Origin of the sequence: Congregibacter sp., assembly GCF_045107095.1 — a bacterium.
Lineage (GTDB): Bacteria > Pseudomonadota > Gammaproteobacteria > Pseudomonadales > Halieaceae > Congregibacter.
The window spans coordinates 1-23,748 of record NZ_JBGCFU010000103.1 but is presented as its reverse complement, the minus strand read 5'-3'; the positions used below and the strand labels follow the sequence as shown (position 1 = coordinate 23,748).

Here is a 23,748-nt window from a genome sequence, read left to right as displayed (position 1 = left end):
AAGCAGCACGGCGATGGTAGCGGAGAAGCCTTTGAGATGGATACAGAAGGTTCGTTAGAGTGGCTGTCCAAGCCTACGGTCGTCAACACGACTGTTATTGCCGACAAGCAAGCTGATGATACGCCTTTCATTACACGCTTTAAGGACAGCACCGGGGGCTTCTTCCACAACATGGTGATGACCGTTTCCGGTGATGCAACAGGTACTTTCGATACCTGCGCGCAGATCGAAGACGGCGCAGAAGTCAACATCAATATGTCTTTGGTGTTCAACAATTGGATTCAGGATTGCTCTAACGAGCCTGGCGCGGGAGGCATGTTGTCAAATGAGCCTTCGGTGGATAACGACTCTATAGTTATCGCTGCTGCGGCACTTGACGATATTCTTGCGTCCCAAGCTGCTGCTGCTTCAGGCATTACGGCTATCGACTGGGATGCCATAGGCGCCGCATTCGATCTTCCCAGCACCGCCGCTGGCGATCCTCAAGACTTCGATGCTAGCTTCTTTGAGCCGACTACCTACATGGGCGCGGTAAACCCTGACGGTTCTGACCCCTGGTGGGCTGGCTGGACGCTGGACTTTGGTGCAGGCAATGCGATGCCTCCTGTCGTTGAGGGATGCCCTGAGGGCACAGAAGAAGTTGAGTCGGGTGTATGCCGTCTGAATGGCACTTACCTGAGTGATCTGACCCTGACAGCCGGTAATGTGTACCAGCTTGATGGTCGCGTGAATATCGGTAACGGTAACTGCCTGCTGACAGACGCGACCACCTGTCAGGGTGGTGCTGCTCTGGTGAACGCAACTCTGACGATCGCACCCGGTGTGTCGATCGTTGGCTTACCCTCGGATGATCCACTGTCGGCAGCGGTGCTGCACATTACACGTGGCAGTGACATTAACGCTGTGGGTACGGCGGTGGCGCCCATCGTCTTTTCTTCCGCTGACGATGACATCGCCGGTCCCGGCGAATGGGGTGGTGTGCAGGTCAGTGGATTTGCACCGCACAACGCGTGCGACTCGACTCCTTGCAACGTTGACGGAGAAGGCGAAGCCGGCTTCATCGGTGGAGACAACGCTGCGGATGACAGTGGAGTGATGCGCTACGTAATCCTTGCGGAGAATGGCGTAGCCATTAACTCTGACGGCGATGAAATCAACGCACTGAGCCTGAACGCGGTCGGTTCTGGCACTGAGTTTGACTTCATCCAGATCTACGAGACCACCGATGACGGTGTGGAGTATTACGGCGGTACCGCTAACGTGAAGCACCTGGTAGTCGTGAATGCCAATGATGACTCTGTCGATTGGGACGAAGGCTATCAGGGCAATATGCAATATGTTCTTATCAAACAGCATGGCCAGGGTAGTGGTGAGGCCTTCGAGATGGATACAGAAGGTTCCCTCGCGTGGTTGTCCAAGCCAACAGTTGTAAACACCACTGTGATCGCAGATAAACAGGCTGAGGACTCTCCCTTCATCATGCGGTTCAAAGACAGCACGGGTGGCTTCTTTCACAACATGGTGATCACGGTCGCTGGTGACGCAACGGGTTCATTCGATACCTGCGCGCAGATCGAAGACGGTGCAGAGACAAACATTAACACTGCGCTTGTGTTCAACAACTGGGTCCAGGATTGTGCAAATGAGTCTGGCGATGGTGGAACACTGTCAAACGAGTCAGGTGTTGGTAACAGCTCGGTAGTTGTAGAAGCAGCGGCTCTGGATGACATCCTGTCATCACAGGCAGCGGCGGCTTCAGGCCTGACACCCATCGACTGGGATGCTATTGGCGGATCTTTCGCTCTACCAAGCGTGTCTGGTGGTGATCCTCAGGACTTTGAGGCGGATTTCTTTGACCCCACGGATTACAGCGGTGCGGTTAATCCCGACGGCTCTGATCCCTGGTGGGCTGGGTGGACCGTTGAAGGTTCGCTCTAAACAGATTGTGACGTGAGTGATTGGGCGGCCTTCGGGCCGCCCTTTTTGTTTTGGCCTCGCGTTTAAGCTTTAGGGCTTAAGAGGTTTTGGGATGCAAGATTACGTTGAGGTTTCTGTAACCCTTCACGAATACCGACAAAGTGCGGTCTGGTTCGCCTACGACCTCCACACGGTCGAAGCGCGCCAGGATTTCTTCCCAGAGGGTGTGAAGCTGCATCTCTGCCAGGCGATTGCCCATGCATCGGTGAATCCCAAAACCAAACGACAGGTGTTTGCGCAGATTTTCTCGGTGAATATCGTAATCGTTGGGGTTATCGAAGAAGCGCTCGTCACGGTTACCCGAGACGTACCACATCACCACCTTGTCGCCTTTGCGAATTGTCTGGCCACCCAACTCAGTGTCTTCCAGCGCTGTGCGGCGCATGTGGGCTAGCGGCGTTTGCCAGCGGATGGTCTCCGAAACCATGTCAGGAATCAGACTCGGATCAGCCTTCATTTCAGCAAACTGCTCAGGATGTCGGTCAAGGCAAAGGACGCTGGAACTCATAGTACTTCGCGTAGTGTCGTTGCCGCCAACAATAAGCAAGAGCAGGTTGCCCAGATACTCCATGGGCTCCATGTCTTTAGTCGCTTCACCGTGCACAAGACGAGAAATGAAGTCATTTGAAGGGGGCTCTTTTGCGCGCTCATTCCAAAGACCAATAAAGAACTCCAGACAGCCAAGCATTTCCTGCTTCCACTCATCTTCGGTCTCAACCATTCCTTGCCCTGGCAACGTCGTGGTCATGTCGGACCACCAGGTGAGCTTGCTGCGCTCTTCGTAAGGAAAGTCAAACAGCGTTGCTAGCATGCGTGTGGTGAGTTCGATAGAAACGCGCTCTACCCAGTTGAAGGGCTCACCAACGGGTAGATTGTCCAGTACGTCCTGAGTACGTTCTCGAATAATCGGTTCAAAGTAGCGCAGGGCATCGGCACCGACCGTGGGGCTTACGGTCTTGCGCTGCACATCGTGCTTGGGTCGATCCATGGCGATGAACATGGGTAACTGAAAGTCGTCATCCTGATCTCGAATCGTAATAGCGGGCTCAGACGAGAAAATCTTGTGGGAGGTGTCGACCGTCATAATGTCTTCGTAGCGGGTAATCGACCAGTAGGGGCCAAATTCGCTCTCGGCACAGAAGTGAACGGGGGCTTCGTCGCGGAGACGCTTGAACCACGGCCAATGCACATCCGCCTCAAAAAGGTAAGGGTTGGATACGTCCAGCTTATCTAGGGGCACTGAGTAGGGATCAACATTGACCTGCTCGGGATCGTGCTCGGGTATCTTTGGGCTGGTAGGTGCCGGTGCGTTCATAGTGACATCTCGTTGTTTTTAGTGATGGCCCTGATTGTAAGCAAAGTATCGTCGATCGGCCATGCCCCTGAGTGGCGCTTGGAGAACGCTTTTTGCGGCAAGTTTTTGCGATGGGAAGCGTAAAATTTGGCGTTCATGACGGTTTGCAGGGTTCTATGGGTTTATCATTGATTGAATCAGTGCATTGAGCTCGGACGGATAGACGATGACAGCGGAAGAGAACGGCAGACTAGTCTGGGATGCTTTGAGAGAAGAGCAGGAGCGCCTTGGGGATGTGCCTATTCTCGCGCTCTTTGACGATGACAGCGATAGGGCCGAGAATTTCTCTCTGGATGCCGCGGGTCTGCATCTCGATTACTCCAAAAACCATGTGTCAGAAGATGCCTTACAGCTGTTGCTGCAGCTCGCCAGTTTCTGTGAACTGCCAGAGAAGATTCAAGGCTTGTTTGCCGGCCAACGCATCAACAACACTGAGGATCGAGCCGTTTTGCATACGGCGCTGCGCGACCGCTCGGGTCGGTCGGTATGGGTAGATGGTGTTGATGCCTGCGCAACTGCCAGCGCGGAGCGGGACCGCATGCTGTCCTTTGTGGATGACGTTCTTAGCGGAAGGCGGCTGGGTGCCACAGGTAAGCCGCTTACGACGGTCGTCAATATTGGTATTGGGGGCTCAGATCTAGGCCCAGTCATGGTTGTCGAAGCATTGCGTCCCTATTGGATAGAGGGGCGGCGTGCTTTTTTTGTATCCAACGTTGATGGTCAGCATATGGCTGACACGCTGATGCAACTAGATACGGAAACAACCTTGTTTATTGTGGCGTCCAAAACCTTCACGACCCAGGAAACGATGACGAACGCGCGTAGCGCTATGGACTGGTTCCTGAAGCATGGCGGAGATCAGGACTCCGCGAAGAATCACTTTGTTGCCTTATCCACCAATGAGGCTGCTGTGGCCGCCTTTGGCATCTCAGCGGAAAACACTTTTGGGTTTTGGGATTGGGTGGGAGGACGCTATTCCCTCTGGTCATCTATTGGTCTTTCTATTGCCCTTCAAGTAGGTTCGGGTCATTTTCTGCGTTTACTCGACGGAGCCTTTGCCATGGACGAGCATTTTCGCCATGCGGATCTCGCCGAAAATATGCCCGCCCTGTTAGCGTTGATAGGGATTTGGAATCGTAACCTTGAGGGTATCGGAGTTCATGCGGTCCTTCCTTACGACCAGCACTTACATCGACTTCCTGCCTATTTGCAGCAGGCCGATATGGAATCCAACGGCAAGTCTGTGTGCCGCGACGGAGATTGGAGCGCCCTTAAGACAGGTCCAGTGATTTTTGGCGAGGCGGGTACCAACGGGCAGCACGCGTTCTATCAGCTCTTGCATCAGGGAACCGAGCTGGTGTCCTGTGATTTTATCGGTGCAGTCAACTCACAAGCGGAGTTAGGCGACCATCACCCAAAGTTACTGGCGAATCTTTTGGCCCAGCCCCGCGCGCTCATGTGCGGAAAGTCGCTGGAGGAGGTTCGGGAAGAACTGTCCAGCGAAGGACTCAGCGCGGACGCTGTCGAAGTCCTAGCGCCTCACAAAGTCTTTGAGGGTAATCGCCCTAGCAACACGATACTCATGGATCGCTTAACACCAGAGACTTTGGGCGCACTAATCGCACTTTATGAGCACAAGATTTTTGTTCAGGGCGTGATCTGGGGCATAAACTCTTTTGACCAGTGGGGCGTGGAGTTGGGTAAGCAACTCGCTAGCGAAATCCTGCCGCGTCTTGCGGGCGGTGCGAGCGATGAAACTACAGTGCTCGATCCGTCTACCGAACAACTTCTGCAATGGATTCGCAATCGACGAGGCTAGATTTGGGGTCAGAGTCAGAGTCACAGGAGCGTCAGGGGGGGCTGTAGGCTACGTGCTTTGCAAGGCGCGCTTTACTACCATCGTCGAATTGTGAGGCTCACCGACCATCGTTAGTCTGCAGAGAGATCACTTGAAGGATTCCAAAGCCATGACAGCAAGTGTTGACTGGATGCAGGAAGCACAAAACATCCACTGGTTCGATCCGCCTACGCGTCTCCTGGATGATTCGCGGCCGCCGTTCTATCGATGGTATCCGGATGGTACAACCAACGCCTGTTACAACGCGCTGGACTTACACGTCGCGAACGGCAGGGCGGATCAAGCCGCGTTGATCATCGACAGCCCGGTGACCAATTATCAGCGCACTTACAGCTACGCGCAGCTGTTGGATGCCGTAGCGCATTGCGCGGGGGCTATGGCCGCGAATGGCGTGGGCAAGGGTGACCGTGTGCTCATTTACATGCCCATGATTGCCGAAGCGGTAATAGGCATGCTCGCCTGCGCTCGCCTTGGCGCAGTGCACTCCGTCGTGTTTGGTGGCTTCGCCAGCAATGAGTTGGCTGTGCGCATCGACGATGCCGAACCCTCACTGATTCTTTCAGCATCTTGCGGTATTGAACCCAGCCGCGTGATTGCTTACAAGCCGCTGTTGGACGAAGCGATTGATCTTGCCAGTCACAAGCCTGACTGCTGCATTATCGTTCAGCGTCCAGACTTAGTCGCAGAGATGTTACCCGGGCGGGATATTGCCTGGATGGATGCAATGGCTGATTCCACCGCCCATGATTGCGTTCCTGTGCCGGCTAATCATCCGCTGTACATTCTCTACACGTCGGGGACTACGGGGCAGCCAAAGGGCGTGGTTCGAGACACAGCCGGTGGCATCGTCGCTTTGAAGTGGAGTATGCAAAGCATCTACAACGTCGCACCCGGTGAGGTTTTCTGGGCAGCGTCGGATGTCGGTTGGGTCGTCGGACACAGTTACATCGTTTATGGGCCTTTGTTTAGTGGTAACACCACGCTTTTATACGAAGGGAAGCCTGTGGGTACTCCCGATGCCGGAGCGTACTGGCGCGTGATCGAACAGCACAAAGTCAGTGTGCTCTTCACAGCACCCACCGCCTTTCGAGCCATCCGTAAGGAAGACCCCCAGGCGAGTCTCATGGGTGGCTATGACCTTGGGAGCCTCAGGGCCTTGTTTCTTGCCGGGGAGCGTTGTGATCCGGATACCCTGCATTGGGCACAGCGGCAGCTAGAGGTGCCGGTCATTGATCACTGGTGGCAGACAGAGACCGGTTGGCCTATTTGTGCGAACTGCCTTGGTATTGAGGCCTTGCCCGTTGTACCGGGCTCGCCAGCCCGAGCTGTCCCCGGTTATGACGTGAGGGTGTTGGGCGAACAGGGAGACCCGGTGGAGACCGGTGCCATTGGCGCTTTGGTGATTAAGCTGCCGTTACCTCCGGGTACCTTCACCACCTTGTGGAATGCCGATGACCGCTATGAACAGGCGTATTTCTCGCGCTTTCCCGGGTATTACGAGACGGGGGATGCCGGCTACATCGATGAGAATGCTTACGTGTTTGTCATGGCCAGAACCGACGATGTAATTAATGTAGCAGGACACAGGCTGTCTACGGGGGCCATGGAAGAAGTACTGGCAGAACACCCTGATGTTGCGGAGTGTGCCGTTATTGGCGTGAAGGATGCGCTAAAAGGCCAGCTGCCTCTGGGTCTCATAGTCTTATCTGACGGCGTCACCCGGCGCGAGGCCGATATCGTTGCAGAGGTTATAGCTTCCGTGCGAACAACTATTGGCCCCGTGGCGGCGTTCAAGCGGTGTTACATCGTCAAACGCCTTCCCAAGACTCGCTCAGGGAAAATCCTCCGAGCGACGATGCGCAGTATTGCCGACGGCCAAGCGTTTAAGGTGCCGGCTACCATTGATGACCCGGTTATTCTTGACGAAATAGCCGCGCTAATCACAAATGGATAACCGCTCTGCGTTACCGGCGAACGGCGGCGGGCTTCGCTCATGATCGGGATAGTCACCGCCTTTGCTTAGCGGTGGCTTTTAGGGCGCTAGAGAGCCAATTTGCTGTCATATTCTTGTCATTTTTGTGACACATAAGTGTCACATTTCACCGTTATTGTGCCCCCAATCGAATCTATAGAGCTTGCGGCTATGAATTTTCGCAGTGCATTTTTACTTTCTCTAGTGATGGGGGTGTTGAGCCTTCCCACTCACGCGCTGACCCTTAGCTCTGTGGAGCTTAACGCAGCGGCACATCTTGGCTGTGTGTTGGCCGATGATGCTCTGGGCTACCTCAATGAAGATCAGTTCAATTCGCGTTTTGACGAGGCGGTGGGTGATCTCTCTGAAGCGCAGGTTGATGTCATTTATGCCAAGGCTCTGGGCTACATAGATGGCTTACTGTTTGGTCTTTCGTCGGGCGAGATGGACGTCGCGAATAGTCGTTTAGAGACTTATAGCAACAGTGAAGCCTGTGCTTACGGTGCCCAAGCGGTGAGTCGCACAGTCTCTTTGTAAATTTTTTCCCAGGTCGGTGATCCGACTGCAGCGGGGGCAGCGTAACAAGGGTCTGTAACGACTACTCGTTACGGCAGACACCATCTCTCCCCCAGATGGATGTATTTGTTTAACCCGGCCTCTTGGCCGGGTTTTTTTTGCCTCCGATCTGACGTTCTCAGGGTACTACTGATCCCCGGCGCGCCTTTGTGCGTAACCGAATCAAGCTATTTCATCGGACTACGCTATGCCTGCTATTCAGCGGATCGTCATTATCACGCTCTTTTCTGTCCTCACTGCCTGCGGGAGTATCTCTGTTGACGATTACGCGGGTGCTGCGCCAGAGTTTAAGCCCCAATCGTTCTTTGATGGACCTCTCATCGCCCGTGGCGTGCTGAAGAACCGCAGCGGCTTGGTGATCCGTCGATTTAGCGCGGACATCAAGGCTCATTGGACAGATGGCGTCGGCACGCTGGAAGAGGATTTTGTCTTTGATGATGGTGAAGAGAGCCGACGCGTATGGACGCTCACGCCATCGGAGGATGGAGGATTTGTAGCGACTGCAGGCGATGTCGTGGGCGAGGGGCGTGCGAGTGTTGCTGGCAACGCGATGTTCCTCGACTACGTGCTTCGTGTGCCCTATGGCGATGGAAGCATAGATCTCAGTATTGACGATCGGATGTACCTGCTGACTCCAGAAGTACTTATCAACGAATCCCAGATGCGTAAGTTAGGCTTCCGTGTGGGTGAAATTGTGTTGACGATAGAGCGCTTGGAGCCAGCCGCCTGATGTCTATGCGTCTAATGCAGGCCCTCGGGTTGGCGGGATTGTTTCCTTTTATTGGAGCGGCCCTCGGGGTGATGTTCCTCGATGACCTGCTGCTGGCATTGTCCCAGCGAACCTTTCTGCTCTATTCCACGGCGATACTCTGTTTTCTGGGAGGTACCCTTTGGGGGGAAACACTTCCTGAGCCAACCGTAGGGCAGGGCGCAGCAATTCTCATCAGTAATGGCATTGTTTTGTTTGCGGTGCTTGCAATGCTGACCGCACAGCCGTTAATCGCGGCGGTAATGCTGATGCTCGGTCATTTGGCCCTGCTGTGGTACGAGCGCCAGTTGCCTGATCGTGTTGTCTGGTACACCCGCATGCGCAGCTGGCTGACTTTGGTTGCGGTAATCACCCACGTGATGTTCTGTATAGGATTGACCCTAAGAGCGTCTCCCTGACCATTGCTCTCTGGCCGTATGGATTGCGGATTCCACATTGCGAAGGCTAGACTCCATACTTCACTAGCTCTTCGGTGCCAGAATCCATGAAACTTTGCGACAGTGCATTAGAGGCCGTGAGCGCAATTGGGAGCGGCGAGTTCATCTGGTCGCACTCGATGGCGGCTACCCCCGTGCTACTCCTTGACGCGCTGGCTGAGCATGTAGTCTCTCATACCGATATCACCCTCATGCAGCTTCACCTTGAGCACGCAGATAAAGTGACAGCTCCCGAGATGGAGGAGCATCTTCGCCATCGCTGCTTTTTTGCCGGAAAAGAAACACGTAAGTTGATCAACGAGGGACGCGCGGACTATGTGCCGATGTTTCTCTCGGAGATACCCAAGCTTTTCCGTAAAGGTGAGCAGCGCGTGGACACCGCTCTTATTCAGGTATCGCCACCAGATCGTCACGGCAACTGCTCCCTTGGCATTTCCGTGGAAGCGACCAAGGCCGCCTGTGACGTCGCGGAAAAAATCGTCGCCCATATCAATCCGCTGATGCCCCGCACGCACGGTGACAGTTTTATCAATGTGCGGGACATACACAGCGCTTTTCAGCTGTCTGAACCCCTGATTAACGTGAGTGGCAAAAGCAGCTCTGATATCGAAAACCAGATCGGCGCTCACGTGGCAAGTTTGGTGGAAGATGGCGCGTGTCTGCAGATGGGGATCGGGGCGATTCCCGACGCTGCCTTGCGTTGCCTTGGGGGTCATCAGAATCTGGGCGTGCACACAGAGATGTTCTCTGACGGGGTGCTACCTTTGTTGGAATCGGGGGTCATTAACAACGCGAATAAAAAGATAGCCAAAGGCAGAAGCGTGACGGGCTTTGCCATGGGCAGCGACGAACTTTATGCCCACGTTCATGACAATCCTGAGGTAACTTTTCTGGATATTGAGTTTGTTAACAATCCAACGGTTATAGCCAAGAACGCGCAGGTGACGTCTATTAACAGCGCACTGCAGATCGATCTCTCGGGGCAAGTCTGCGCCGACTCTATCGGCCATCAGATTTATTCTGGCGTTGGTGGACAGGTCGACTTCGTCCTTGGAGCGACCTACTCTTTACACGGTAAGTCGATTATTGCGCTTCCCAGCACGGCGCAAAAAGGGGCTCTGTCGCGGCTAGTGACCACGCTGGCCGCGGGCGCGGGGGTCGTTACTACTCGCGCGCAGGTAGACTATGTGGTCACAGAGTTCGGGGTGGCTCAGCTTCGAGGACGATCACTGGGGCAGCGGGCGAAGGATCTTATCGCTATTGCGCACCCGGATTTTCAGGAGGCTCTGGCTCGCGAGGCTCGGGACACGCTAAAGCTAAAGCTGGTCTAAGAGCGCGGCGGGTCGCGCGCTGCCGGCTATGAAAAGCCAAAAAACTGACTAGTCATTCATCTAATTCTTTATCCCTCTTAGGAGAACCTTTATGCAATACATGCACGTTGTAAAACCCGGTGGCTTGGATAATTTAACGGCCAGCGATACTGGATCTGCGGCTCCAGCCGCTGGAGAGATACAGGTGCGTGTACATGCGAGTTCGCTTAATTTTCACGACTATCTTGTTGCAGTGGGCATGCTGCCTGTGGACGAGGGGCGAATACCCATGTCTGACGGCGCTGGCGAGGTGACAGCGGTGGGAGTGGGGGTTACTGAGTTCTCTGTGGGGGATCACGTTATGAGTTGCTTTTTCCCTAATTGGGAGGACGGAGGCGCAACGATGGATCGCCTCCTGGGTGTGCCCGGAGACCACGTAGACGGCTTTGCCAGCCAAACTGTGACTATGTCAGCGAAAGCGTTTACCCCCATGCCGAAGCACATGAGTTTTGCTGAGGCGGCGACCTTACCCTGTGCGGGTCTTACCGCCTGGAGAGCGTTGGTGGAAGAGGCGAACCTGAAAAGCGGCGAATGGGTGTTGGTTCAGGGCACGGGTGGGGTCAGTATTTTTGCCCTTCAAATCGCCAAATACATGGGGTGCAAGGTCGTCGCCACGTCTTCCAGTGAGGCGAAGCTTGAAAAGCTTCGGGCGATGGGTGCCGATGAAGTCATTAATTATAAGGAACAACCCGAATGGGGGCGTGTGGCAGCTGAACTCACCGGTGGCGTAAGTTTGGTTGTGGAGGTCGGCGGACCCGGAACGGTTACTCAATCCGTGCGAGCGCTGCGGGTCGGTGGTGTGATCAGTATGATCGGTGTGCTTACAGGACTCGCTGGTGAGGTGCCTCTTGCTGAGTTTTTTCAGCGCAATGCCGTGATGTCTGGAATCACCGTAGGTTCTCGCCAGCATCAAGCCAACATGACAAAGGCCTTCGAAGAGTGGGAGCTACGCCCGGTTATTGATCGTAGCTTTGAGTTAGCAAAGCTTGCGGACGCGTTTCGCTATCAGGAGAGTGGTCAGCATTTTGGCAAGATTGGTGTGGACCTGAGCTAGCTGGCGCCCGTAGGTGAGCTATAGCTCAGCCTTTCAAACAGGGCACGTCAAGCGTGCCCAGATATTCTCCGAGCAGTCTCCCGCCCGGCCTTAGCGTCGGTCTATTTCGTCGAGCTCAAGATCCACGTTATCAAAGGCGTCGCCTTTGTTAAGGCGGATATGCAGAGACACATTGTTCTTGGAGTCAGAGTACTCCACCGCTGTCTCCGCGGATATGGTGCCTTTTTCATAGAGCTCAATGAGCGCCTGATCAAAGGTGCGCATCTGATACTTGCTGCCTTGCTCGATGGTGCTCCTCAACTCAGTCAGGTCCTGCTTGGTAATCAGGTCTTGTACTCTTGGAGTGTTGACAAGTACCTCCATGGCCGCACATTTACCGCCGTCAACAGTAGGTACAAGTCGCTGCGAGATAATGCCCCGTAGATTTTGCGCAATACGGACAACTTCATTTCCCTGATCTTCGGGCGGGAAGAAAGTCATCATTCGTTCCAGAGCAGATACAGCGTTATTGGCGTGGAGCGTGGTAAGACAGAGGTGGCCCGTGTTGGCGAACTTCAAGGCAGATTCCATTGTCTCCTCATCCCGAATCTCACCCAGCAGTATGACGTTCGGTGCTGAGCGCATGGCGGATCGAATTCCGGTGCTATAGCTGTCTGTATCCACGCCGATTTCCCGTTGAGCGACTACGGAGCGTTTATGGGAATGGAGATATTCGATAGGATCTTCCAGCGTAAGAATGTGCCCCGCGGCATTTGTATTGCGATGATCAATCATCGCAGCCAATGATGTTGATTTACCGGAACCGGTAGCACCAACTACAACCACAAGGCCATTTTTCTCCATCACAAGATCGTTCAGCACGGCGGGTAGGCCCAACGCTTCGACCGTGGGGATTTCATTGCGGACGTAGCGGAAAACCAGTGATGTTTCACCGCGCTGACGGAAAGCAGATCCTCGAAAACGGCCAAGGTTTGGAACTCCAAGGCTGAAGTCGACCTCACCGTGCTCTTCGAACTCCATGATCTTTTTGTCCGAGGCGATGGTTCTGAAAATGTGGTCCACCTGCCCGGGCTGTAACTGGTCCCCAAGCCAGGCAAAACCAAACGGGCCCTTGATCAGTATTTTTGCGCCCGAGTGGAAGTAGATGTCCTCGCCGTCCTTATTGACCATAAGGGCCAAATAGGGGGCGATCTCGAGATCCATGTCGCTCATCAGTGCTACCTCGTCTTCTACTGAGCAGTCAGTATGGCATTGCTGCCGTGGCGCGAAAAGCGTTCTTTGTCCCCTAGGGAGCTGGCTCGCCATATTATGGCAAACGCCTCTAAAGGGCTGCATGAATTGCCTGGGGGACCACGGTCATCCTACAGCATCTAATGTTCACGACAGCACGCAGTGATTTACTCACGCGGCGCGGCCCCTTCAGTATATTCACCAGCCTTGCTCCACTGAGCGCGTACGGTAACCCTCTGCTAAGGTTTGTTTAAAGTACTCTTTGATCGTAGCTCACTAGCGACTGTATTCGTAACGACTCGTAACGACTCGTAACGACTCGTAGCGACTCGTTGAGAGAGAGTTCATGGACTTCGTAAATAGTCTTAGCCTTACGCCAATTTACATAGCCATTCCAGGATTGCTCTTTGTTCCGATTACAATTCGGATTGGCGCTTAGCGGCTCAAACCCAAGATATCTCTTGGTAACGGTGACGACCCGGGACTGTTGAGATGGGTACGCGGACAAGCCAACTTCACCGAAACCGTACCGATCTCGTTGTTCCTTTTGATTACCATGGAATTGAAGAAAACGAGACCAAGTGCCGGGTCCGATTTGGGTTGTAAGCGGTGGTTTTAGTTTCGGCGTCTGTGGGTCGGCTTTTGGCCAACAGGTGACAACTAATCTGGTAACTGATCAGGTTTTGGATACCCTAGCGAAGCGTCCACGTGCTGGACAAAAATAGAACCCCAACCTTGGGAGTCGCGCACCATGGGCCAAACGAATGCTGGGTCGCGTGCCGCAACTGAAATAAACCAGCGATTCCATTCAACGAAAAGTCCCTCGGACAAAACGCCGGCGTCATAGCTCATATAGAGCCTCTCCCATGCGACGTAGAGCAACTCAACGTATCCTTGGAACCGCAGCATTTCGGAAGGTGAGAGCTGACTGGCATCGGTATATCCTTTATGCAATATCGAGGATAAATCGCTACTTTCAATTACCAAGTACCGTCGTCGAGTGGTGTACGACAACAGCTCTGCCTGAATATCGGCTTCCGACTCCAGGGTGCTCTGATTTATTTCGAGACCGACGTAAATCAAAGAGATCACGACGGCACCTGCGGAGATTATCTCCGCTATCGCAACCCAAATATTCAGTCTGTTGGCAGTCACAGGTTCATTCCTACATTAATTTTTGTTGGAAGCGCCGATCTTCTTTTGGGAGGGATTTGGCGGATTTCCTCAACCCTAACATGCCGCCGGCAGCTTAGGGTCGATAGCGGCTGTCTCATCGACACCTTCGTGAACGTCCGCTGTTGATGCCTCGCCAGCGGCCAACGTCAGATTCTGCGGTGCGCGAATGTTGCTTTTGATATAATCCAAACTCACGGCGGTACTCTTACCTATAAGCACAACCAAAAGTACCACCAAAATTTCCCGCCTGTAGCTCAGCAGGATAGAGCAGCCGCCTCCTAAGCGGCAGGTCGCAAGTTCGACTCTTGCCAGGCGGACCAATCGCCCAGGGCCTTGATTGCCATAAGGCCTCGGAATGCACTGAGGCTTTTCATGAAACCGTTATTCCTCGTTCTTCTGCTGACCCACTGTTTTGTGTTCTCCCAAGCGGCGAAATCCGAAATAACCATGCTGAAGCCCGACCGTGTGTTTGACGGCAACGAGCTGCACGATAACTGGGTTGTACTGATCTCTGACCAGAGCATTCTTTACGCAGGACCAGAGGGTGAAAAGCCCAAGGTCGTGATAGATGACACGCGGGTCCTTGAGGGTCAGACCTTGCTCCCGGGGCTTATTGAGGGCCACTCACATGTCCTTTTGCACCCCTACAACGAGACGCCTTGGAACGATCAGGTTCTCAAGGAGTCCGAGGCGGAGCGGGTGGTGAGAGCGGTTAATCATGCTCGAGACAGTCTCTTGGCGGGCGTCACCACAATGCGCGATCTGGGGTCGGAGGGCGCGGGCTACGCTGATGTGTCCGTCCGTGACGCCATAGATAACGGTCTGGTGCCAGGCCCAAGACTGATCGTTGCCGGCCGAGCTATTGTGGCGACCGGTAGCTATGGACCAAAAGGGTTTCACGAAGGCGTGACGGTACCTCTCGGAGCTGAGACCGCAGATGGCTTTGACGACTTGATCCGAGTAGTGCGCAGTCAGATCGGTCGTGACATAGATTTCGTCAAAGTCTACGCAGACTACCGCTGGGGTCCCGGTGGCACTGCCGCTGCGACCTTCTCTGTTGAGGAGCTCAAGACCATCGTTGATACGGCACGCAGCAGCGGCCGAGGTGTTGCGGCGCATGCAGCCACTGCTGAGGCGATGCGCCGCGCGGTGCTTGCGGGCGTCGAAACCATCGAGCACGGTGATGGCGCGACTCCAGAGGTACTGCGCCTCATGAAGAAGAACGGCGTCGCGTTATGCCCAACCTTAGCCGCGGGAGATGCCATTTCCCAATATGGTGGTTGGGTGAAGGGAGTCGACCCAGAGCCTGCGCGAATTAGCCAGAAGCGTGAATCCTTTCAAGCGGCCTTGAAGAGCGGCGTGGATATTTGTTTTGGTGGTGACGTCGGTGTCTACCCGCATGGAGACAACGTTCGTGAACTGGAAATGATGGTCGATTACGGTATGTCAGCAACCGATGCGCTTCGCGCCGCCACTTCCGGGAATGCTGATATCTTTCATCTCGATGACACTCTGGGACGGGTTGAAGAGGGATTGCTTGCCGACTTAATCTCAGTTCGTGGTAACCCGCTCAGCGACATTTCGAAGCTTCGAGAAGTAACTATGGTTATGAAGGGGGGCGTTGTTTACACCCCGTGATTCTGTTCTTGGGGTTGAAGTGTAGATCTCAGCGCTGAGCGTTAAGATTGCCCTCGAGTACAGGAACAGTAGCAGGCACTTCTGTTTTAGATGTTACTGCGGCGCGGGTACGTTGGACGCTCCCGATGTCATCCAGAATGAGTATCCCTTTGTCAGTCTGATCAAAATCAAATCGAATGCCGTCGATCTCTGCCAGTAAGAGCTCTGGGTGCGCCGCCCTGAATGCCTCAAAAGGAATCTCGACATACTGCAGTACTGGCTCCCACACGGCGTTGTACTGTTCTTTATTCTGCTTTTTGTTCTTAAGGTATTGCACACGGACCGGCGGAATGAGCTGCGCAAACTCCGATACCGCCAAGGTCGCGGCTTGTGATCCATTGGCGAGTAAGCTGACGCTGAAGTTGGCTATGGTCGGGCTCTTTGAGCCGCCGGATTGAGGAGAGTCTCCGTCGGTAGGTAAGTCTGGCAGTTTTTCTGTAGAACCACTGACTGCAAACACCAGCGAACGCTCTTCACTCGCAAAGCCGTAATCAAGCCCACGGATAGCGTAGCTCGCGTCAGCTCCATTCCATCCAATAACAACCGCGTTACTACCCTGAAGCCGTTTATCCCTATGCCGCAATGCCTCCTCTCGCCACACTGCGAGGTTTAGCCCCGCAATACGGGCATCGCTATGACTCGCAGTGGCTGTGTCTATGTCTTCTTCAAAATTGGCGATGCTCATAAAGCTTGAGTCAGCGAATTGATGGACGTAGGTCTGCGCGGGGAGCCACGTAGCTAAGGATCTCGGGTCTTTTAGGTAATCAATAAAACTTTCGTCACGGTGCAGAGACGATTCGAGAAACGCTGAGATATAAACCTTTGCAGCTTCCCGCTGTTCTTCTCCGGGGATGATGGGAGCCGTGTTGAGTGTCCAGGAGCCCGGTGCAGAGTAGTCGTAACGTCCCCAGCCAGAATTAAACTGGCCGTGATTGGCACCATGAAGATAGACTCCTGCCTTAAAATGATAGTCCGCGTTGCTGAAGCTGATGCGGTTCATCTGGCGAAGTCCGTGGTAAGCCGGTTCGTCGCTGTCATAGCTGCCATGGATACTGAAAAAGTCGACGTCGCGCAGCTGTACGCGACGGTGATAACGCTGATCTACCTGAGCAATAGCTACCAGCGCTCGAACATTAAAGCCGTAGTCAAAGCTGACGGTGGCATCATCAGGGAAATGACTCAGTCGATTGAAGCTATGCGCAATCGATACTGCTTCACCTCCCCGGGAATGACCCACGAGCGCGAGATTGTTCATGTCAATCTTGGACTCAAAGGGGTGGCCGGGCGTAAGGTTCCAATCTCGCCATAAAGCGAGATGCTCGAGCAGTAGCCATCCTCGAGCCGCCATTTCTTTACCCTGGAAGTCACCCGACCAGCTGCCATTGATGTAGTTCTGATCAACAGACACCGTTACAAAACCTCGGCTAGCCAGCAGCTCACCGAGATAGGCGTAGCCGTCATCGGAGTAGTCCTCCATCCCATGATTACCGTGCACTATCAGCACAAGAGGGAAGGGGCCTTCGCCACCAGGCATCCAGATGCGCCCATTGAGTGGCGCGCTGTCGAGACCAAATCCCCAATAATCCTCGCGCATGCGCTTTTTGAACGTGGTCCATTCAGGGAGCAGTTTACGAGCATCGACCGTGCGGCTCTCGATATCTCTTTCGCTGCCAAACTCGGGTCGACGAGGGTTGGTTCCGGCGCCGTAAGTCAACAGGCTCACCGTGTAGTCACCGGTTTCTGCAGGGTTTCCCGATGGATTTAGCCTGCTAAGACGCTCGGGGCGAGCGCCATCATTTGGGTAGGGGTTGTAACCATCGCTCACGAGCGTTCTGACGGTCCCAACGCTCACGAGCGTAAAGCCGAGGCAGGCCACGACAAGCAAGACTTTTCGGGTTGCGGTCAGAGCGGAGAACTGGCTTTTCCAAAGTAGCCAAAGCAAACCCACTATCAAAGCGATGGCCACTGCCAGGATGCTCAATGACGGAACGGAAAAAGCATCCGGCGCGAAGCTTTGACTTGAACTTTGCTCACTCAAGAAGCGTCTGGCGATGCTCGCGGGGCTGTTATCTTTCAGGTACCAAAGCGCGATGAGAGCGCCTCCGGCCATGCTGAGCACAGCAAACGGTATGCCCTTGAAGGCACTGATGGCGAGGTAGACCAAGATCGCCGCGAGCAAAACAGCCGCGATACCCAGCGCGAGTCCCAGTAAAAACTCGACCGTGTTGCCTAGACCCGTGTCCATGAGAGCGACATTGATGGCGCTCATGATCGTAACTGCAAAGACTACGACGAAGGCAAATACGGGCCAAAAGCTTCCGCTTCGGCGTAGGGGTTGTCGTTTCAACTTATTCTGACTCTGTGTCGACGATGAAGACCTGGCGCATCTTCACGTCTAAGGCTGTGGAGATAGAGGTGAGATTGCCGCTTTCGGAGTCTGGGTAGGCATCAGCAAACCGTCGAAGAGCTTTATAAAGAGAAATACCTGATATCTGCCCATTACTTAAATGGTGCGTCGAGTCGTTGCGGATAAGTTGGTAGTACCAGGCATCGATATCAGCATAACCCGCGATGAGGCCCGTGGCACCTTCGGGTGACAAGGCCAGTTCGAAACGCAAGTCCCGAATAATCTGTATGGAGGGAACGCCTAAATTCATCCAGGGAATTATGACTTCCTTGATGGGGTCTGTACGTAACACGCCGTCTTCAATACGTCCGGTGGTTTGGCGAATCAGGCTTTCGCCCCAGCGTCGATCAATGCGCTGTGAGCCGCCCGGCACCACGTTAAGTCCTGTGGCATCGGTGAGCAAACGATCCCGGCCGCGGTACAATGTGACGGTCACAGAGTCATCGTTCTGAAGATCGTCTACGCCATCGAGCTCAATCATCATGCGGCTATAGTTTTGATCGAGTATGGCTTTGTTCTGAAATATGTATTCCACGCCATCGGGGCCACGAAAACCAATGACGCAGCCCACTGCTCGGTACACCTGGTTGTCGATGCCGGGTGTTCCATCGGGGTGTGTAAAGTCGTCAGAGGACACCGCATCGTCAAGGTTCAGACCCCAGGAGTAGGGGCCTTGCACGGCTTTGAATTCGAATCCGTCAGAGTCTGTGCTGGGCAACCAGGTTTGGGTTTCCTGGCGCAACTGTGTGTCCTCTACGGTCATTACGGTGTGGTCGGGGAAGAGCTGTTCAAACTGTTCCCGGGGACCATCATTGAAACCCTCAGGACATTCTTCCCTGGCGTCATCTGTTTGATACACCGCCCAGAAAAGGTCGGTCATGGCATAGCCAATTTTGCCGTCCTGAAGAGGACTATCGCCAACTTGCGCACTGAGTCCTGAAGTAAACAGTGCTGCAATCAGGGCTGCGGCAAGGGTCGCGGGGTGTATCGCGAAGAGGACATTCGCTTGAGCGCTTGTGCGGCGAGCGTTGGAGTCTTTGCGGCGCTTCGAGAAGCTTGTGATCACTGTATGCCCTTCATGTAGTCATCCCGGACCCAATGTGCCAGCAAACCATTGCGCTTCCCGCGCCATTCGCCAGTACCCGCTCCATGGACGTCTCCGGGCACTTTGTCGCCGGAGTAGGTGTAAACCGGACGATCTCGATAGGCCCAGACGCGCAATGCCTTGGGGTCGCTTGCGGCGACAAAGCGGCCTGTTTCTGGATTGATATTCACAATGCGCCAAGCGCGGCTAGCACTCGACTCTTCATCGTTTGCCCTTACGTAAGGCCAGTGCTCTGCGCATCGTTTTGCATCACCACCGCCACAGATCGCGAGTCGATAGACTTGTGTGTCGTCGGGATGGTCACAGGCGAGCTGGTCCACCGAGTCATCTCCACATTGATAGGTATAGATGGTTTTTCCCTTGGCGTCAGCTAGAACCATGCCGGCGAGTGTCTGCTGCAGTGTAAAGCTGGGTGGCAAGCTCGGAACACGCTGAGTAAACACATTGCTCCACCCGGACTCGTCACTGCCTACCTGGCTCCAGGGTTCAGGGTCTTGTGTGTAGGTATACAGCGGAGACCCGCGGAAAACCCATTGACGTACGCCCGGTGCGCGCTCCAACACTGTCCATTCATCAAAAGCTCGGGCTAGGGCGGGCGCGAGCACAGGCTTCCGTTCACGGAGGCACTCCTCGATACAGGCAACGCTCTCCGCGCTGTCGTTTTTGTAGGCGTAGACCGCGTAGTTTTGATGCGTAGTGAGCATACGTCCGAGGCTGGTGGTTTTCACAGCAAATCCCGGTGGTAGTCGTGCAGGAGGCCCGGCGGGGACGCGACCTGCTGGCGCGTCACCCTCGCCACTGCCGTCAGCACGGCGCTTACGTCGCGATCCTCCATAGGTATCGCCCGGTTGTTTGTCTCGAACGGAGGTGTAGAGCGCCTGCTCTTTATACGCCCATTGGCGTGCACCATCCTTTCGAAGGAGAAGACTCCAGTCGCCAAGGGGTTCTGCGTCGGTGTCGGCCAGGACCGGCTGCCAAAGATCCGTACAACTGGGTCTGGTTTCTATTTCGGGTAATTGAATGCCCGGAGGGTAGGGGCTCATTAGTCCCGCGGTGACTGTCACCACTTCGTCGTAGCAAGCAGTTTGTCCTGCGGCTTCTCCGCTATAGCCATTGCGCAGCTTTAGCTGAGGCCAGGTGTAAAGAGTCTTGCCTTGCTCGTTCGCAAACACAGGACCCTCTAGCTCCGTGTGCTCTATGTGGAATCGCGGTGGCATAGGGGCTTCGCGATAGGCCTCTCGATGATCCCCAGCTTGTTGGGAGTCGTCAGACGCTGCTGCGACAGAGTAAAGAGACGTGGCGGCGATAAAAAGGATTGCGGCCACGTTCTTTAACAAATGTAGATTCATTGCTAACAGCGGCACTCTAAACAAGGATTTCACCGATAGCCGCGGACGTCGTGTTGCTCTTGGTGCCCCAGCTCTCGATGTCTAGTCCCATAAGCCGTTGTGCCGTGTAGCCAAGACGACATCCGGGACTGCCGCCGCCGTCGATGTGCAACCCCGTTTTGATTTTGCCTCCGGCATTGCCGGCTGTGAACATAGGGATGCCGTCAATGGCGTGCATCTTGGCAAATGACTGATCGGTCGTAGCATAGATCAATGAATTATCCAGTAGAGATCCGTCACCTTCACGAAAGTCAGCTAGGCTTTGCACGTAGTAAGCCCACTCTTCCATCGCTCGGCGTGTGTACCAGGAAACGTTGGGCTGATAGCGAAGTTTTTCGTCTACTGCTTCCTCGTGGGTTGCTGTGTGATGAGGTTTGTCGTATCCCGGCTTTGTCGTCGCCGAGAAAGCTGACGCGTAGAACATGTTGAAGACCCGCGTTTGATCGCAGGCGACGGCCATAAGCATCAGGTCCGTCATGATGCGATGCCGTTTGGAAACCAGATCTGCATTCAAACCGCTGGGCAGATCTTCGGGATTCTCGCTGATGACGCAGGCCTCGAGGGGGTCGGGCTTTGTAAGTTGCAGATCAAAACGCCGCTCCAAATCACGAATCCCGGTAAAGTATTGATCGAGCCTTGCGCGATCTTCTGCTCCCAGCGATTGATTCAGTTTTTTTGCATCTTCCTGCACTGACGACAAAGCACTTTTTCTGATCATCAGTCTTGGGTCAGGGGTGAAGGTTTCGGCGTTGGGGTTTTGAAAATCCGCGCCAAACAGTCTTTGGTAAAAACGCAGCGGTGACCACTCCGGCGCGTTCACCGAGTTCCCCGCTTCATAGCTGAAACTATCGCGTACATCGCCGGTAGCCGTTGCGCTAAGGCTGCGGAAACGCGTTTGGTTGCCAAGCTTTCTCGCGATAGACACATCGATAGTCTCTCCGGGCCTGTTAGGACGCGACGTCGGAGCTGTGCCTGAGCGCAGTACCACCCAGCCCGAGTGGTGACATAGGTTCGGCGCATCGTCTTTAAACACGTCGAAGTTGGTAAACAGATTGATGTGCTGTTGCACCGATGCCAGCGGGGCGATTTCTGGCGGAAGATCGAAGTTAGCCCCGGTTTTTTTAGGTACAAACACGTCGCGGTTCATACCCAATCCCCAGGACCAGGTTCCGAAGCGGGTAGGAATGGATCGTCCCGAAGCGAGGGCTTTTCCGTTCCCGTCCAGAAACGCATCTAAAAACGGGAGCGCTACACTGACTGCTGCGCCTTGCAAAGTGCCCCGTAGAAACCGGCGGCGATTCAATCGGCTCATCGGTTTGCTTCCTCCTGAGTTTGGATGAGATCTGGGTTTTGTCTACCAGCTAAGAGTCGTGTTGAGGCCCGGCTAACAGAGCCGTCCACGGCATTGACTTCTGCGACACCAGTTTCTTGAATCATACGAATCGACGAGAACGCACTGCTCATACTGAGGTCGCGCAAAAGCGCCGGGACGCGGTGCTCGTTGGATACAAAGCGTTCTTCAAATTGCTTGAGGATATCTCGATCATAGCGGAGAGATACAGGGCCACCGGTTCCATAGGCGTAGAGACGGTTAACCAGGCAAGCGGATAGCTTGGGATGATTGCGCATGGCGACGCCGAGTCCTTGAATGTCATCAAAGTAAACCCCGTCGAGTTCACCGCTAATGTCCAAAATAGCGCCGTTCTCCGTGTCGCGGTAACCGCCAGCGCCATCAAAGTTCTCGAGAGCGAGTCCCATGGGGTCAGTAATCAGATGGCAACCCGCACAGGAAGGGTTGGTGTTGTGCACTTTCAGGCGCTCTCGTGCGGTCGATACGTCGCCAGCGTCTTCCAGCGTTGAAAAATCGACATTGGGTGGAGGGTCGGGAACGTGCTGACACAGCAAAAGTTCGCGCATGGCTTTGCCGCGGAGCGTCGGTGAGCTGCGCACCGCGTGGGAGTTAGCCGCGAGAAAACTTACGTGGGTCAAAAGGCCCGCTCGATGATCCTCTTCATTGAATTCGTAGGGAGCCCAACCGCTTTGCGTAGGAATGCCATAAAGTGCTGCGAGAGACATCGACATGTAGGTTTTACGCGTGGTGAAGAGGTCGCGGTAATCGGCCTCCTGCAAAAGTAGATGATCTACAATGGTACGAAGGGTCTGTTCTCGGGCGTCCGCCAGCGTTTTTGCCGTGACATTGGGATAGACGATGGGATCTTTAGCGAGGCTCTCAAAGTCGTCAAAGGCCAGCATGTCGTCGAAAAATGCCCGCATGCCGACTTCGAGTCTCGGGCTTGCCATGAGTCTGTCTACTGCTAGTGCACGACCTTCTTCGGTATGCAGATCGCCCGCCTCGGCGGCATCAAGGAGTTCGGCATCGGGGGCCGCGTTCCACAAAAAGAAACTAAGTCGCGATGCCAGAGCGTAGGCATCCAGGCGCATTGCCTCGGGGTTGTTTGGATCAGGCTCTGCCTTGTCGATGAGGAACAGAAAGTCAGGACTGATCAGCAGGGTTTCCAGGGCCAGCGCTAAACCCTCGTAAAAATCCCCGGTCTTTTCTGTCGCGCGACGAGCAACGGTAACGAGGTCGGCGAGACGGGTTTCTTCAAGAGGTCGCCTGAAAAGCATCCGGCCTGTTTCTCTGACAAAAGTCTCGGCACATTGGTCGTCTGCCTTGCCGCGCGCTTCTGGCTGACACGGCACGAGGTAGTCGCGGTGGTTGCCGTCCACGACCTGTGCTGCGATGCTTGTAGCCGCTTGCTGAATCTGTGAAACCTGATCTGAAGTCAGTCCCACAAAAGCGGCGCCAGATGCCAGCAGACCATCTTTGCGGGGTAGGGGTGGTAGAGGAGGGATAACACTTTCGCTGACATCGCTGCCAAAGATGTGGGAAATACTGTTGCTGTATTGAGCACTCGTAAGCAGCCGTACGCGTAAGTCGGATGCTCCGCTAACTGTCGGGCGTGGGGAGTCGCTGCAAGCGCTCAGGAGTAGGCAGGCAGTTGCTGCTGCTGCAAGCAGCGAGGTAAAAATCGATCGGTCTCGGCCGAAATTAAACAAGTATCAACCCTCGTATCGGAGGTGCGACTGATAATAGCACCGGTGAACGCTCTGACGCCTCATATCCCTTCAGACGCTGTTTTCAACACTGCCTTTATTCCCGCTCCCATTGCTACTCCCACTGCTACTCCCACTGTTACTCCCAACGCTGGCGAGCGACTTGTTTGCCAGACACCGTGTTAGCGTTGTTTTCCCAGGAGTGGCGTATGAAGGTGGCTACAGCGGCAATCTCGTCATCGTCCAGGATGTATTGAAACTCTTCCATGGGTTCGCGCCATTTGGGGGGCAGATCGGCCTGAGGTGCTGCAGGTCCGTAGAGAATCACGTTGATCATGGAG

General features: G+C 54.5%; 19 protein-coding genes and 1 tRNA gene. 10 read left to right on the top strand and 10 right to left on the bottom strand.

Annotated features, from left to right (window positions below; genetic code table 11):
- Positions 1 to 1,938 (top strand): hypothetical protein (locus tag AB8B76_RS13090; RefSeq protein ID WP_405273109.1); only part of this gene is annotated, 1,938 nt, incomplete at its 5' end.
- A 76-nt stretch (positions 1,939 to 2,014) separates the two neighbouring features.
- On the opposite strand, the gene AB8B76_RS13085 is transcribed toward AB8B76_RS13090, so the two are convergent.
- Positions 2,015 to 3,292 carry a cytochrome P450 gene (locus AB8B76_RS13085; RefSeq protein WP_405273107.1) on the bottom strand — a complete coding sequence of 426 codons (1,278 nt, stop codon included), beginning with the start codon at positions 3,290 to 3,292 and terminating at the stop codon, positions 2,015 to 2,017.
- 205 nt (positions 3,293 to 3,497) lie between these two features.
- On the opposite strand from AB8B76_RS13085, the gene pgi reads away from it, so the two are divergent.
- From pgi to AB8B76_RS13050, 7 genes are all read left to right on the top strand, one after another.
- The gene (gene pgi, locus AB8B76_RS13080; protein ID WP_405273106.1) at positions 3,498 to 5,150 is read left to right on the top strand and encodes a glucose-6-phosphate isomerase; all 1,653 of its coding nucleotides are present in this window, start codon (positions 3,498 to 3,500) and stop codon (positions 5,148 to 5,150) included.
- Between the two features lie 148 nt (positions 5,151 to 5,298).
- Positions 5,299 to 7,143: a propionyl-CoA synthetase gene (locus tag AB8B76_RS13075; RefSeq protein ID WP_405273104.1), complete on the top strand. Its 1,845-nt coding sequence runs from the start codon at positions 5,299 to 5,301 to the stop codon at positions 7,141 to 7,143.
- 189 nt (positions 7,144 to 7,332) lie between these two features.
- Entirely contained in the window at positions 7,333 to 7,698 is a 366-nt protein-coding gene (locus AB8B76_RS13070; protein WP_405273101.1) for a hypothetical protein, read from the top strand.
- Between the two features lie 226 nt (positions 7,699 to 7,924).
- Entirely contained in the window at positions 7,925 to 8,467 is a 543-nt protein-coding gene (locus AB8B76_RS13065; protein WP_405273100.1) for a DUF3833 domain-containing protein, read from the top strand.
- Positions 8,467 to 8,904, top strand: a complete 438-nt coding sequence (locus AB8B76_RS13060; protein WP_405273098.1) for a DUF3429 domain-containing protein — start codon at positions 8,467 to 8,469, stop codon at positions 8,902 to 8,904. The genes AB8B76_RS13065 and AB8B76_RS13060 overlap by 1 nt, the downstream gene beginning before the upstream one ends.
- A gap of 86 nt (positions 8,905 to 8,990) precedes the next feature.
- Positions 8,991 to 10,274, top strand: a complete 1,284-nt coding sequence (locus AB8B76_RS13055; RefSeq protein WP_405273096.1) for an acetyl-CoA hydrolase/transferase family protein — start codon at positions 8,991 to 8,993, stop codon at positions 10,272 to 10,274.
- Between the two features lie 91 nt (positions 10,275 to 10,365).
- Entirely contained in the window at positions 10,366 to 11,367 is a 1,002-nt protein-coding gene (locus AB8B76_RS13050) for an NAD(P)-dependent alcohol dehydrogenase (RefSeq protein ID WP_405273095.1), read from the top strand.
- A 90-nt stretch (positions 11,368 to 11,457) separates the two neighbouring features.
- Here the strand turns inward: AB8B76_RS13050 and AB8B76_RS13045 are convergent, their stop codons facing one another.
- The 3 genes from AB8B76_RS13045 to AB8B76_RS13035 form a co-directional block, all read right to left on the bottom strand.
- Complete coding sequence (locus tag AB8B76_RS13045) at positions 11,458 to 12,579, bottom strand: PilT/PilU family type 4a pilus ATPase (protein ID WP_405273093.1); 1,122 nt, start codon at positions 12,577 to 12,579, stop codon at positions 11,458 to 11,460.
- 678 nt (positions 12,580 to 13,257) lie between these two features.
- Entirely contained in the window at positions 13,258 to 13,752 is a 495-nt protein-coding gene (locus AB8B76_RS13040; protein ID WP_405273091.1) for a hypothetical protein, read from the bottom strand.
- Positions 13,753 to 13,827: 75 nt separating this feature from the next.
- Complete coding sequence (locus AB8B76_RS13035; protein WP_405273089.1) at positions 13,828 to 13,968, bottom strand: hypothetical protein; 141 nt, start codon at positions 13,966 to 13,968, stop codon at positions 13,828 to 13,830.
- A gap of 48 nt (positions 13,969 to 14,016) precedes the next feature.
- Here AB8B76_RS13035 and AB8B76_RS13030 point away from each other — a divergent pair.
- Positions 14,017 to 14,093: transfer RNA gene (locus tag AB8B76_RS13030), tRNA-Arg, on the top strand.
- Between the two features lie 127 nt (positions 14,094 to 14,220).
- Positions 14,221 to 15,411 (top strand): amidohydrolase family protein, encoded by a 1,191-nt coding sequence (locus tag AB8B76_RS13025; protein WP_405273088.1) that lies wholly within the window; start codon positions 14,221 to 14,223, stop codon positions 15,409 to 15,411.
- Between the two features lie 28 nt (positions 15,412 to 15,439).
- On the opposite strand, the gene AB8B76_RS13020 is transcribed toward AB8B76_RS13025, so the two are convergent.
- From AB8B76_RS13020 to AB8B76_RS12995, 6 genes are all read right to left on the bottom strand, one after another.
- Positions 15,440 to 17,719, bottom strand: coding sequence for a hypothetical protein (locus tag AB8B76_RS13020; protein ID WP_405273086.1), 2,280 nt, complete (start codon positions 17,717 to 17,719; stop codon positions 15,440 to 15,442).
- A gap of 79 nt (positions 17,720 to 17,798) precedes the next feature.
- Positions 17,799 to 18,923 carry a hypothetical protein gene (locus AB8B76_RS13015; RefSeq protein WP_405273085.1) on the bottom strand — a complete coding sequence of 375 codons (1,125 nt, stop codon included), beginning with the start codon at positions 18,921 to 18,923 and terminating at the stop codon, positions 17,799 to 17,801.
- Positions 18,920 to 20,311: a hypothetical protein gene (locus AB8B76_RS13010; protein ID WP_405273084.1), complete on the bottom strand. Its 1,392-nt coding sequence runs from the start codon at positions 20,309 to 20,311 to the stop codon at positions 18,920 to 18,922. Before AB8B76_RS13010 ends, AB8B76_RS13015 begins: the two co-directional genes overlap by 4 nt.
- 16 nt (positions 20,312 to 20,327) lie before the next feature.
- Positions 20,328 to 21,662 (bottom strand): DUF1552 domain-containing protein, encoded by a 1,335-nt coding sequence (locus AB8B76_RS13005; protein ID WP_405273082.1) that lies wholly within the window; start codon positions 21,660 to 21,662, stop codon positions 20,328 to 20,330.
- On the bottom strand, positions 21,659 to 23,410 hold the full coding sequence (locus tag AB8B76_RS13000; protein WP_405273081.1) for a DUF1592 domain-containing protein: 1,752 nt from the start codon (positions 23,408 to 23,410) through the stop codon (positions 21,659 to 21,661). The genes AB8B76_RS13005 and AB8B76_RS13000 overlap by 4 nt, the downstream gene beginning before the upstream one ends.
- A gap of 136 nt (positions 23,411 to 23,546) precedes the next feature.
- Positions 23,547 to 23,748, bottom strand: a 202-nt coding sequence (locus tag AB8B76_RS12995) for a c-type cytochrome (RefSeq protein ID WP_405273080.1), incomplete at its 5' end; no start/stop codon positions are given.